At 33.9% G+C, this 13,431-nt stretch carries 8 protein-coding genes; 1 reads left to right on the top strand and 7 read right to left on the bottom strand.

Annotated elements, in window-relative coordinates:
* Positions 1-53 precede the first annotated feature (53 nt).
* Positions 54-230 carry a hypothetical protein gene (locus tag PL77_RS09185; RefSeq protein ID WP_044203993.1) on the top strand — a complete coding sequence of 59 codons (177 nt, stop codon included), beginning with the start codon at positions 54-56 and terminating at the stop codon, positions 228-230.
* A gap of 59 nt (positions 231-289) precedes the next feature.
* Here PL77_RS09185 and PL77_RS09180 read toward each other — a convergent pair whose 3' ends face one another.
* From PL77_RS09180 to PL77_RS09150, 7 genes are all read right to left on the bottom strand, one after another.
* On the bottom strand, positions 290-829 hold the full coding sequence (locus PL77_RS09180) for a hypothetical protein (RefSeq protein WP_044203991.1): 540 nt from the start codon (positions 827-829) through the stop codon (positions 290-292).
* Positions 822-2,858: an NAD-dependent DNA ligase LigA gene (gene ligA, locus PL77_RS09175; protein WP_044203990.1), complete on the bottom strand. Its 2,037-nt coding sequence runs from the start codon at positions 2,856-2,858 to the stop codon at positions 822-824. The genes PL77_RS09180 and ligA overlap by 8 nt, the downstream gene beginning before the upstream one ends.
* Positions 2,859-2,879: 21 nt before the next feature.
* On the bottom strand, positions 2,880-3,269 hold the full coding sequence (locus PL77_RS09170; protein WP_044203988.1) for an HIT family protein: 390 nt from the start codon (positions 3,267-3,269) through the stop codon (positions 2,880-2,882).
* Between the two features lies 1 nt (position 3,270).
* On the bottom strand, positions 3,271-4,938 hold the full coding sequence (locus PL77_RS09165; RefSeq protein WP_044203987.1) for an AarF/ABC1/UbiB kinase family protein: 1,668 nt from the start codon (positions 4,936-4,938) through the stop codon (positions 3,271-3,273).
* Positions 4,939-5,192: 254 nt separating this feature from the next.
* The gene (locus PL77_RS09160) at positions 5,193-7,511 is read right to left on the bottom strand and encodes a BamA/TamA family outer membrane protein (RefSeq protein ID WP_044203985.1); all 2,319 of its coding nucleotides are present in this window, start codon (positions 7,509-7,511) and stop codon (positions 5,193-5,195) included.
* Positions 7,501-12,762, bottom strand: a complete 5,262-nt coding sequence (locus PL77_RS09155) for a translocation/assembly module TamB domain-containing protein (protein ID WP_044203984.1) — start codon at positions 12,760-12,762, stop codon at positions 7,501-7,503. The genes PL77_RS09160 and PL77_RS09155 overlap by 11 nt, the downstream gene beginning before the upstream one ends.
* Before the next feature lie 128 nt (positions 12,763-12,890).
* Positions 12,891-13,313, bottom strand: a complete 423-nt coding sequence (locus tag PL77_RS09150) for a hypothetical protein (protein WP_044203983.1) — start codon at positions 13,311-13,313, stop codon at positions 12,891-12,893.
* Between the last annotated feature and the right edge of the window lie 118 nt (positions 13,314-13,431).

Raw genomic sequence — 13,431 nt, 5'->3', positions numbered from 1 at the left:
TATAAATTGCTATACACTTAATTAATTCATCGATAGAAATTAATAATAAAAAAATGGACAAATTCACAGAATTAAAAGAGCTTATTCAGCAAACTGAAGAAGATGCACAGAAGTTCTACAACAGCAAAGTAGCTGCAGCTGGTACTCGTGTACGTAAGAACATGCAAGACATCAAGAAGCTTGCTCAAGATATTCGTTTAGAGATCCAAGAGATCAAAAACAACGGATAGTGCTAGAATAAGTCATAAAAAAAGAGAGGTTAGATTTTAAAATCTAACCTCTCTTTTTTTTACATTCTGTTTAAAACTTCAACTGCTGCTTTAACCCTATCATCAAATGCAAATTGACTTGATAATAATTTCATTTCACAATAGCCTTCGTCTTGATGTTCACTCAATGTGACTCTACAAGTAGCATGCGATTTTCGAGTTAATTGATCTAATATTTTTGAAATTGAAAACGAATATGTGAATAAATAATCGAAAGATTTTTCAACAAATATTTGAAGATCATTCTTTACATTATCGTTACTCCAATTAATTTTTGATATAGGTATAAATTTACAATTAAAAGGAATTTCAAAATCTGTTTTACTGAATTCAGAAACAAATATTATTTCTAAATTTTTAACAGATTTGGGTAGAATATTCTTCAAAATTTTTATTTCATTCAATAACGATTCAAGCATCAATTTATCTTTTATGTAAAATAAAAAGCCAATCGAAGTTGCCTTTCTTAAAGGTACATCATTATTGTGAATGATATCATTTGATGGAGACTCCTTCTCTAATTTGTAATTTAAAAGCCTGTTCTTCAGTAAGTTAATCATTATTCCCTTTCAGTAATTGACCAAATTCTTCTTCCGTCAAAACAGTAATTCCTAAGCTTTCTGCCTTTTTTAATTTGGAACCTGCTTTTTCTCCGGCAACAAGATAATCAATTTTTGCTGAAATTGAAGTACGTACTTTCCCTCCGTTTTGCTTAATAAGATCATGTAATTCATTCCTAGAGTACACTGAGAAGGTACCTGTACATACAAATAGCTTTTCATTTAATGTTCCAGCATTTTCTTTCTCAACTAACTCAAACTGAAGTCCATGAGACTTTAATTGCTCAATGAGTGCCATGTTGTTAGGGTCATTTCTAAATTCTACGATACTTTCAGCGATTCTCCCTCCTACTTCATAAACATCAGCAATTTGTTCTTCTGTAGCAGAAAATAAAGCATCAATATTTTTAAAAACTTCAGTCAATTTTTCAGCAATTGTACTCCCGACATGACGGATTCCTAAAGCAAATAAAACCTTTTCATAAGGGATGTTTTTAGAAGCTTCAACTCCCGATAACAGATTATCAATGGACTTTTGTTTAAAACGCTCCATTGCTTCCAACTTTGTAGCGGTTAGTGTATATAAGTCTGCGTATGTACTGATCAACCCTTTATCGATAAGCTGTTCAATCGTTTCTCCACCTAAAGAGTCGATATTCATGGCTTTACGGCTCACAAAATGCTGTATTCTTCCTTTAACTTGAGGTGGACATGATTTGTCATTAGGACAGTAATGCTGAGCTTCTCCTTCAATTCTGATCAGTTCAGTTCCACAATCAGGACATTTATCAATGAATTCAACAGCTGTGGCATCCGTTTCTCTCATGGTTTTATCAATTCCAGTAATTTTTGGAATGATTTCGCCACCCTTCTCCACTAATACATAATCCCCTTCAAAAAGCTCCAACCTTTCAATTTCATTGGCATTATGAAGAGATGCGCGTCTTACAGTAGTTCCCGCAAGTTGTACAGGTTCCAGATTGGCTACTGGCGTAATTGCTCCCGTTCTACCAACTTGATAAGTGATACTTTTTAATTTTGTTTTTGCTGCTTCTGCTTTGTATTTGTAGGCAATAGCCCAACGTGGACTTTTAGCAGTATTACCTAATTTTCTTCTAAGGTCCTCTTGATCAATTTTAACCACCACTCCATCAGTTTCTAATGGTAGATTAAAACGTTCTTTATCCCATTTTGTAATGAAGTTCCAAACCTCATCAATATCTTTTGCTTTTTCGAATGAATTAGGAATGTTAAAACCCCACGATTGTAACGTCTTTAAAGCGTCAAAATGGTTTTTAATATCTTCGTAATCCCCAACAATGCCGTAGATGTATACATCAAGATTTCTTTCTGCTACCTTTTTAGGGTCTTGTTGTTTTAGAGCACCTGCACAGGCGTTTCTTGGATTGGCCAGAAGCGGCTGCTCTTTCTTTCCCTCACTCTTACGGATTTCATTCTCTGCAATAATTTTTTCATTATTCTTTTCAAAAGAATCTTTGCTCATAAAAACTTCTCCACGGACTTCCAATTTTGCAGGGAAATCACCTCTGAGTTTTAATGGAAGTGTTTTGATGGTTTTGGCGTTATTAGTGATCTCATCACCTTCCTCTCCATTTCCTCTTGTGACTGCTTTTGTCAATACACCGTTTTCATAGATAAGACTAATCGCTACACCATCATATTTAAGCTCACAAACCATTCCAGGTTGAATACCTAAATCCTTTTGAATTCTAGTATCGAATTCTATCAAATCTTCCTTGTTGTAAGTGTTAGACAATGAAAGCATAGGTACTTCATGTCTTACTGTAGGAAAGTTCTTTGTTGGTGCTCCTCCTACTCTTTGTGTAGGTGAATCAGGGGTAAGAAATTCTGGATGTGCTTCTTCTAGTTGTTGTAGTTGCTGTAACATTTGATCAAATTCTTGATCAGAAACTTCAGAAACACCATCTATATAATATTTAGTGTTTAAATCGTGCAACTTTTCAGAAAGCTGCTCTATCTGTTTTTTTACTTCTTCTTTTGACGACATGAGATAATACTGAACGTTGACTTATAAATGAATGCGAATTCTTTGAGCAATTTCTGCTAACTCCTCTTGACTTAAATTTAATTTATTCGCAAAATTCATATCATGCATAGAACTAATTGGGATTAAATGCATATGTGCATGAGGAACCTCTAGTCCTATAACAGCGTGCCCAACACGATTACAAGGAAATTCTTTCTTGATCGCTTTTGAGATTTTTTTGGCTACGACATATAAACCAGCAAGTAACTCATCTTCCAAATCAAACATATCATCTACTTCCACTTTTGGAATCAACAATGTATGTCCTTTTTGTACAGGTGAAATATCAAGAAATGCATAATAATTGTCATCCTCATACACTTTGTGTGATGGAATCTCTCCATTGACAATTTTAGTAAAGATACTTGCCATTTTATTTTTTACTTTTTGGTTTGATTAAAAGATAAAACATTAATATTAATGATAATGAATAACCTATTGTACTAATCATAGGCATACCCATTGAGTTTCTTTGTAAGTAAGTGAGCGGTGAAGTCATGACTATTGATGAAGAAATCAATAATCCAATTATTAATAAAACAATATTAAGGTTGGAAGCGGACTCTGCAACTTGTTTGATGAGAGGTTCTAATCCTTTGTGCTCAATATTGATTGAAAGTTTTCCCGTTCGGGTTTTCTTCAATATAGACTTTACCTCCATTGGAAGGTTATAGAGTAAGGAAGAAATCTGATAGAAGGAATAATAAAAATCAGAACTTAAATTTTTGATCGAGAATTGTTCCTGTGCTAGTTTTTTACCATAAGGTTCGATTTCTGGGAGACTCTCTAATTCAGGCCACAAAACATTGCAAATACCTTCTAGTATTGCTAATGCTCTTAGGATCATAAAAATGGATCCTGGTACGGCAAGATGATGCTTATAAATGATCTCTTGAAGAGTTCCAGTAATATCGGCTAATGTAGAGTCTGAAGAGTGAATAATATAGCGGTCTACCAGCTCACTAAGGTCTTGCTCTAGCATTCTTAAATCTTCAGCATCAGATTCTTTAGAGATCCTCCTTAAATGCATTGCCATGCCTCTAGCATCTCCATGCCCCATTGAAGTTAAAAAGTTGGCAAAACTATACCTTTGATATTTAGTAAGTCGACCAATCATTCCAAAATCAATAAGTATTATTTTACCGTCAGGTCTTACTAACACATTTCCTGGGTGTGGATCAGCATGAAAGTAACCTTGATTAAAAATTTGATCTAAATATAAATGTAGTCCATCAAGGGCAACTTGTTTTACATCCAACCCCCATGATTCAATGGTGCGTTTATCTGTAATTTTACAACCACTCACATACTCCATTACGAGGAGTTTTTTGGTGGTATACTCTAAATAAGCATATGGAATATGAAGCTTTTCATTGTTCTTATGAGCGTTTCTAAATTGAACAATGTTTTTCGCTTCAATAGTATAATCTAATTCATTGATAATCGACTCCTCAAATGTTTCGATGATTTCATCTGGATTGAGAATGCCGTATCGTGCAAAGAAATGCTTGGTATGTTTTACAAACTCACGTAATAACCTCAGGTCAGTATGAATTTGTTCTCGTGCTCCAGGTCTTTGAATTTTAAGAACGACGTCTTGTCCTGTTTTAAGACGTGCTCTATGTACTTGACCAATACTTGCTGCTCCTAATGGTTTGTTATCAAAAAATGATACAAAGTCATTGAGGTTCATGCCTGTTTCTTTCTCAACAATTGCCATTGCTTCTTCTTCCGAAAAAGGAGCAACATTGTCCTGCAACTTTTGTAATTCTTCAATTAGATCTTGAGGGAGAATATCAGGGCGATTACTTAGTGTCTGAGCAAACTTAACAAAGGTGGGTCCTAAGTCTTCAATCACCATTCGTATACGTTCAGATCGACTAAACTTTAGCACAGGTCTATTATCTCTCTTCCAATCATCAATAGGAACAAACCTGCTCAATGAAGTGGTAGAGACAACATCTTCAAACCCATACTTAAGTAAGATTTTTATGATTTCTTGAAGTCGTTGAAAATTTTTTACTTTGGTTGAAAAAAACATTCATTAAAAAGTATACAAATCTTAAGTATTAAAATAATTAGGATCTGAAGTTAAAAATATATTTTACCCTTGTTTAGGTGCACTAAGTCAAAATTGATCGTATCTTATTTTTGTCTGAGTACTTATCAAAAATAAGGCATAAGAACAACTACTACAATTATAATTCATTGTTTTAACCAAAGAAATGAATAAAAAACAAATTATTAATTATAGATAAAGTGAATGAATACTTCTTTAATTTAAGCTTTTGATGTTTAGAAAGGATAACCTATGGCTAGGTTGAAAACAATGTCGTTGAATTTTGTATTTTTAATAACCCATTGATCACCATCTTCTGGTACGTAAGGAACTTTGACAGGAACTGCAAAATCAAATCGCAATACAAAAAATTGAACATCAACTCTTAATCCTACCCCTGCTCCAATGGCCATCTCATCGAACATATTTTCTAATTTGAATTCACCACCGGGTAAATCATCATTTTTATTCGATAACCAGACATTACCATAATCAACAAATGCGGCTAATTTAAGGTATTGGTGTAAATCATAACGATACTCTACGCTACCTTCCAGCTTTAAATCACCTGCTTGTTCTCCAAATCCAATATCTTGACTTTCCTCATCTGGATTTGTATTCTGACTTGGGTCATAGCTACCAGGTCCGAGAGTTCTAGTTTTGAATGCTCTAATACTGTTTGGTCCACCTACAAAGTACTGTTGAACGAATGGTAATGCAGTAGAATTTCCCCACGGTTTACTGTAACCAATTACTAAACGGTTGGCTAAAGAGCCTTTTTTAGACGTTCTAAAGAAGAACCTAAGGTCATTTGTAAAACGGACATACTGAGAGAACGGACTACCGAATATCTCATACTGACCCGTTGTCGGATTTTTTTCACCACCAAATGCTTGCATAGCGGCGTACCATAAGTTACCTGAGATCGCAATGTCTCCTTTGTAATAGAAACTACCCCAACTTTTTTTCTTGTCCCAAATTGGAGCGTATTCAAATGTATAATTTGATCCTAAAATAAACTGATCTCTAAACGTTTCTTCCAATGAAGGAAAAGCTTGCCCGATGGTTGTACTATCTGTAGATCCTGTAGCTTGAAAACTAATAGCAACAGGGTTTAAAGTATGTTTGATATTTTCATTGGATCTCCATTCAAAACCATAGGAAGTATTAAAGTAATTAAGGGTGTATTTTGGTAGAAAGTGATATCTTTTGAATCCTACCCCAAAGTTGGTATATGGAATATAAAAGTCACTACCAGGTCTTACCTCGATTGGAGCTATAACTCTTGGAATGGATAGTTTTGCGTCAATACCATACCAAGCAATGGCGTCTATTCCATTCCCTTTACCTCCAAATTGTTTTTGTATACCAGTAAAGCCTGTTATTGAAAGTCTCTCTGCACCACCAAAAGTATTTCTATTCTTCCAAGTAATATCAAGTTCAGGACCTGAGTATCCTGTAGACCATGTTGACATTGCTAATTCAGTTGAAATAGCATGAAGTGTTACCTGAGACATTTTTGCATTGACGTCCAATTTACCATAATTAGGATTATCAGTAGGTTTAGGAGTAAACTCCATGTTTACATATTTGAATACACCCAACCCAGAAAATTGTCTTAAAGAAGCTTGGTGTTTGTGTCTTGAGTAAATGTCACCGGTTCTTGTTTGAAGTGTTTGTTCTAAAATTTTAGGTTTCAAATTGACGGGATCACCTTTGTAAATGATTCCTGAGTCAATCTCAATTATTTTTTGCTTTCTTTTTGATGCATTCAAGCCATCAAGGTCAAAATCAGGCTGAAGCAGAACAGAATCTATAGTATATAACCTCTTTGTTTTTTGAGGCATTTCTTTGAAATATGCTTTGACGTCAATTGTATTATCACCGTTTGCACTATCAAGATCAAACATTAAATAGTTTGAACTAAAGAAATAAAAGCCAGAATCTTTTAAAGCATTATTGATTCTTATTCTTTCCTCTCTAAAATTATCTAAGCTGTACCTTTCTCCTCCTACTAATTCAGATTGATCTTTTATTGCCAGTACTTTTTGATTAAGCGGTATATCACTTTCCAATTCCCATGAAATACTGTCTAATCGGTAAGGCGTCTTCTTTACATATACTTCGTATTTGACACTAGCCGATTTTGTAGCTTTATCACTTTTCTTTTTGTGGTATACTTTTGCATCAAAATAACCATTATTATTTAAATTATTTTGAATGAGATCAGCTGTTTTCTGCATTACGTTTTCATCGTAATACACGGGTTTACTACCAAAAGTCTTAGCCATCCATTTTTTCATTCCTTTAGGATGCTTCGCTTTCTCACCTCTGTAATAATACCACGCCCCTGATTTAGAATTAGGAGCAGTGGTTTCCGCAACTTCAAGAAGAGCATATTTCAAGTCTCCATCAATTCCAACCGTATCGGTATGGTATTCTATAGTTGCACCAGTATAAAAAGCTTTATCTTCTTCAATGTACTTTGTAATTCTACAGCTATTTAGTGCGAGAAGTAAGATAAGTGAAATATTAAAAAATAATTTATTCATCATTTTGAGCCAATGATATTATCGTCGTTTCGTTTTTTTGATTTGGGAGAAATAAATGAAGAATGTTTGATTCATCTATCGGAGGTTTTTGTTGCCCCATAGGATTAGATGGTGTAGGATTCGAGCCTTCATTTATAGTACTATCCATTTGGATATGTGTCGCAGAAGAATCTGTATCAATTGTAACAGAATCATTCACTGCTGGTCTCATACCACTTCCTTTCGAAGTACTATCAGAATCAGCTGCTTTCATCATGCCACCGCCTGAGTTTGATCTCTTGATCATACCCATTCTTTTTCTAATGTCTTTTTTCTTATCAAGGTTTTTAATAAATAGCTCTTTGCTGTTATTATACTCTTTAGTGAAAACAACAGAAACACCTGTTTTAAACACGTCTGGAGTGAAATATTGAGCATCAATAGACCTGAATAATCGGTTTTTCAGCGTTCCATCATTGAGCAGTTTATACTCTAACAAGAAATCCGTGTTGAAGCTGTTGGAGTTATTGCTGGCTTGGTTGCCATTGACAGCCATTTTACCACCCACTGACACACTCAATCGATCATTGAATAAAGTCTTTTTGAGTGTCACACCAACGTCTGTTCTATTACTTTGGTGTCCTTTGTCGGATTGTGAATAGGAATCTAAGTCGAAATCAACATCCACAAAACCATTGGTAAGATTATCCGTGACATTGTTTAATTGTTGACTGATGATAGAACTTACAGAACCAGTAACCATATCAGAAGTACTTGCGCCTTCTCCACCGGCATCATTTAAGAATGTACCTAAAATAAGTAAAGCAAAGACCTGTTTGTTTACTTGAGATTCATCTTGATTTAGATTTTCTACAGCCGATGCAATTTTATCTCCACCTTGGCTACCTTCTGGATAGTCTAGTTTAAATGAAAGTTCTGGTTTGATCACATCTCCATTCATATTCATATAAACCACAAACTTTCTTTTTGCTTTATATTGATTGGCTTCTGCCTGTTCAATTTGATTGGCGACTAAAGGATAAGGTGATGTAGAAGCTTCATAGATGGCGGTCATATTGGCTTGAGGATTATAAGGATCTCCAGTCCAGAGGACACTACTACCTTTGGCCAATTTTAATTTCTTATTCATCAACTGATAAAAAGTCATTGAGTAATCTCCTTCTGTTATGATGTATTGCCCCGACATGACCATATCGTCACCAGCATCCATTCTTACGTTTAATGTACCACCTCCTACAAGGGTTAAAGCGTCACCAGCTCTTGGGTCAATCACTACTCTGAAAATCGATTGTTCATCAATACGTATGGTTGCTGAAATTTCGTAGTTGTCGCCTTTCTTTCGGACAACTGTTGTGTCCCCTTTTTCGACAAAATTGACAATATCATCTCCTGTATCGATGTCGCCAACTCCTCCATCCATATATACATAGGTCAGGTCAGTACCTCTACTAATTCTCACATCGGAATCGATTAAAAGATGATCCAACGGTCCTTTGATTTTAGTAAGGTTTCCAATGATCAACTTTCCAAAGTATTCAGGATTATCTTTTGATGTAGAATTAATTAAGGTAATATCATCGGCAGAGAACCTTAAGTTGAAATTATAGTCTTCATAATTTTCAGTTTCAATGTCACCTTTCAGTAATGCTAAATGCCCTTCATCATCTTTAAAACCAAATTGTTTGAAATGTATACCTGAATTATCAAATAGCATACTTCCATCAATTCCGGTAAGGCTGATATTTAAAAAGTCGATTTTAAATGATGGTTTATTCATTAAGATCTCTCCACCAACATTTAAAGGTGCTTTTCCTAATCCTTTTACTTTAATACCACCGTGAAAACCACCACTAAAATTAGAGGCATATCCTTCTGTGAATTTCTCAAAAGCATCAAGTCTTAATTCCTTAATATCAATGGATAAATCAAGTGGTGAAATACTGTCCACTAAATTATATGTTGCTTTAGAAGACATATCACCAATAGCACCTTTGATACTAGTTTCATTTAGGTAAATATCTTTATTTCTAGTATTGGAAGCTGTATTTTTAATTGTAGCGATAATGTTATTGAAAAAACCGAAATCTACAATTGATAAATCTGAAGTAAGGTTTCCGCCATTATGTAAATCTCCAATATTTACAAGGGCATTTATTTCTCCATTAATTAATGAAGTATCTGTTTTTGAATTATATGTTGCCGAGTCTAAGGAAAATTGCTCAATCTGAAAAGTATATACTGTGTCTTTTTCATCATACTGACTAGTCTCTAGCTTAATGACTTGCTTTCCTTTTCGAATGTTTATGTTGTTGACGTAAGGGAGATTACCATCAGATAAAATGTAGTTATCACTGTTTACCGACCATTTTTCATTATTCGCAATAATCTTATCCTTTAAACTAAATTTGTAAGTCGTAGAATCTAATTGAAGGTCACCTCCTAAATATAGCCATTGTTTCTGACGGTCTTCATTAAAACCTTCTGTCTTAAAACTAAGGTGGTTATTGGAAGCATCCCCTCCAAAATTCCAATTGTACGCTGCGTAATCTTCATACCCAAGCATCAAGAAACGTTGGAAACCCATATCATATATTAGCTCTTTAGTATTTGCATGGACGTTAGTATAAATAGTATCCAATTCATAATCTAAATAGGCTAATTTTGATATGTTTAAATCAAAGTCAAAGGTATTAGCAGCTCCATTGAAATGAAATTCGCATTTTTCTAATTCTAAACTGTCAAGACCTCTGATAGTACCATTTGTCAGTAATTCATTGTCTTTGATTTTTAAGTATCCATTCAAATTGCCATTTGATGGAGGCAGTTGCCCAATCATTTCTCTTGATGACAAGAATTGAGAGAAATAACGTTCTATCATTACTGAGATACTGTCAAGTGTAACGTCAGATTCGACACGAGCTTCGACAGCCTCTGATTCTAAATTAACAAAGAAGTGTGTGCTGTCTAATTCTACATGTGATCGTATGTAATTGATATCATGTCTTTCTTTATCTTGAATAAAATAGATTTTGTTTATGTTGAGTGTAGAGTTTAGATTTTCTACATCAAAACCAATTGTATTGGATTCGATATCCATTCCGAAGGCCAATGTATCTTCGTATAGATTCAATTCATAGAGGTCAATCACATTTACCTTACCATTAATAGAAGCTGTTGGGATTTCTTTGTTCATGTCAACACTACCCACTAGGTCAAAATTCATTGCTTCTTTATCAGCAGTCGCTTCCCACTTTGCAGATTGTCTATCAATGTTCATATGCATGGATAGCCCTTGATAGTCGTAATCGTTGTATTCTGCTTTTTGAAGATTAAATGAAAGTTCAGCAAGCAAATCATTCTCAACATCAAAACCTTTTCCATCTAAAGTTAAGTCAGTACTGATCTTTCCTATGGTTGAATCTTTTAATATTCTTCCAACATCTAAGTCGTGGGTTTTGGTATTTAAATGGTATTCATCTTCATTCTTAAGGTTAAAATCAAGTGTGAAATAACCATTGTCAAAAATATCAATTTCAGATTGTGTTGATACGTCTGTTAATCCTCCCTGAGCCTTAATGTTTCCTTGAATTCTTCGAGGAATTCTATATTCTTGCTGCATCGTGGAATCCAGAAATATACTTAAAAGCGGAGGTGTGTAGAATTGAAGTGAATCAATAGACATATCGTAACGCAACGAGTCATCAGACATGACATTGGCTAAGTCCATTTTGAAAAATGTACTAATACCTAGTGAAGTGGAGAGTTCAGTGTTATCGATTGACATTTGTGATAAGTTACCCTCTACTACTGTTTTTAGGTCTAAATCATGTGCTAAGAAAGGTTGAATTAGTGTATCCGATTTTAAAGAAGGATCAAAAATAGAGGCATCACTAAATGCGATATGAGCTTTCTTCAGAGCATTTTTGAAGTATAACTCTTCAGGGTAATCCCCTATCAAAAATAAGTTAGGGTATTTTAAATAGAGATCATTTTGAAGAAAGCTATTATTCAATTCTAATAATAAGTTGCTGACTGATAATGATTGAGGTTTTACAGAAACATTAGTTCTTAAATTATTGACTTTAAACCCACTTTTTTCTTTTAAGTAAAAAGAGAAAACCTCCAGATCTATTTTTTCATCATTGATCGCTATATCATTTGTTACATTATCAATTTGCTGAAAATAAATATGATTAGGGTCAAGACCTGATGTAACAGGAGCATAAAGGTTGTCATCATATTTTAAAGAAAGTTTCTCAATTTGAGTTTCTTTAATATCTATATTCCATCCTAAGTCCAATGAATTGAGTTCGGTAAGCTTTGGTTTTATGTAAGGCTCTTCAACTTTTGTTGTATCGGAAACCAAAGCATATTCTATATATGAATTTGTTAATTTATTCTCACCGATAGAAATAATAGTCTTTTCCAAATCTACCAAATGATCATTGATCTCATAAAGACCAATTTTGACAAGTGCCTTTTCGTTGATTACATTTTCATTGTATTCAAGAGAGAAATTAGCAATTTTCCCTTTTTTCAGCTGTAGTATAAATGGAGAACTTTCGGTATTTTCCTCACTTTCTTCAGCTGTAGGAACATCACTAACAGGCATCGGCCCAAATTGAGTATAGTTGACTTTTGAATTCTCTAGATCAAAATAATTGATGGTATAAACACCATTATTTAAATCAATCTCAGGAATTGAAGTTTCCGCTCGGCCTATCCCCACTTCAGCGGTAAGATTGAGTACACTGTCAATATAATTGAAAGAAGTATTTTCAATCAAAATCGAATGAATGACGATTTCAGGCAATGGTGAAGTAGTTGTATCTTCTACTACCACTTCCTCTTCACCTGAAGAAAATGCTTCTATTAGATAATCAAAGTTAAATTTCTCATTACTGTTCATCACCACCGTAGATTGCAAACCTATAATGGCAATTTCATCAAGAATGATTTTCTCTAGTGAAACAGTTTCAAAGTCAATATCAACTGACAGTTCTTGAACTGAAAATAAAGTCTCATTTTTTGGAGTAATAAGGGCCACATCTTCCAAAACTAAAGATTTCGGAAAATTTAGAGCTATATATCCAACTTGAAAATCACTATTTGTTTTTTCAGAAACGTAAGAAGTGATTTTTTGAATGACAAGGTTTTGAACATATGGCACTCTTAATATGCCATAAATTGAGCCTAAAAGAATTATGAATAAAAGAAGAATACCAAAAAATATTCGCTTGAAAGATCCTTTCATTATCGAATGGAGGAAATTGTGATCTGTATTTTAAAAGTAAGTCTAAAATTACTTAAATATTGGAAGTAGACACAATTTAAAAGGTGAAATAAAAAGTATTCTAAAAAAAAAGTCAAAAAAAGGAGTGATTAAGAAGTGAGCCAGTCTTGGTATCGGTTGGAGATGACCATTTTCATAGTGTCAAAATTCTCCGAACTGTCTTTTACATGAAACATTGAGTTTAATCCCTCAGACAATGTTTTTTGGTAATCCATCAAATATTGTCCTCCCCCATAATAAGATCTTACAAAGGGTTTCAATGTTTCTCTGAAAAGTGAATAATCGATAATGCCATCGAGTGTAGCTGCTAGAATAATTGGTGAAATCTCGTTGTTCATGAAGTGTATAATCTGAGCGCCATATTCATCCTCATAATCATCGCTATATAAGTCCATTTTGATTACCCAACCCATGAATATACCCATATGAAGATAAGCTTGATCCAATGCCACTTCTTCGGGAAATTCTGAACCAAAATAATTTCGTACATTATCGACAATATTGCTATTCATTATCTCTTTTTTAATTAATTAAGTTCGTAACGTGAATTTAATATAAATATAAAAAGCAAAAATAACTTAACTTTTTAGATAAATTACGTGTAAAATGTAAACTAGATTTTAATTTCAC

The sequence above is a fragment of the Flammeovirga sp. OC4 genome (assembly GCF_000812565.1).
Taxonomy (GTDB): Bacteria; Bacteroidota; Bacteroidia; order Cytophagales; family Flammeovirgaceae; genus Flammeovirga.
This window is presented reverse-complemented; position numbering and strand designations above follow the sequence as displayed.

Coding starts and splice junctions, on each gene's coding strand:
- PL77_RS09185 (WP_044203993.1), top strand. CDS start 54: ATGGACAAATTCACAGAATTAAAAGAGCTTATTCAGCAAACTGAAGAA.
- PL77_RS09180 (WP_044203991.1), bottom strand. CDS start 829: ATGATTAACTTACTGAAGAACAGGCTTTTAAATTACAAATTAGAGAAG.
- ligA (WP_044203990.1), bottom strand. CDS start 2,858: ATGTCGTCAAAAGAAGAAGTAAAAAAACAGATAGAGCAGCTTTCTGAA.
- PL77_RS09170 (WP_044203988.1), bottom strand. CDS start 3,269: ATGGCAAGTATCTTTACTAAAATTGTCAATGGAGAGATTCCATCACAC.
- PL77_RS09165 (WP_044203987.1), bottom strand. CDS start 4,938: ATGTTTTTTTCAACCAAAGTAAAAAATTTTCAACGACTTCAAGAAATC.
- PL77_RS09160 (WP_044203985.1), bottom strand. CDS start 7,511: ATGATGAATAAATTATTTTTTAATATTTCACTTATCTTACTTCTCGCA.
- PL77_RS09155 (WP_044203984.1), bottom strand. CDS start 12,762: ATGAAAGGATCTTTCAAGCGAATATTTTTTGGTATTCTTCTTTTATTC.
- PL77_RS09150 (WP_044203983.1), bottom strand. CDS start 13,313: ATGAATAGCAATATTGTCGATAATGTACGAAATTATTTTGGTTCAGAA.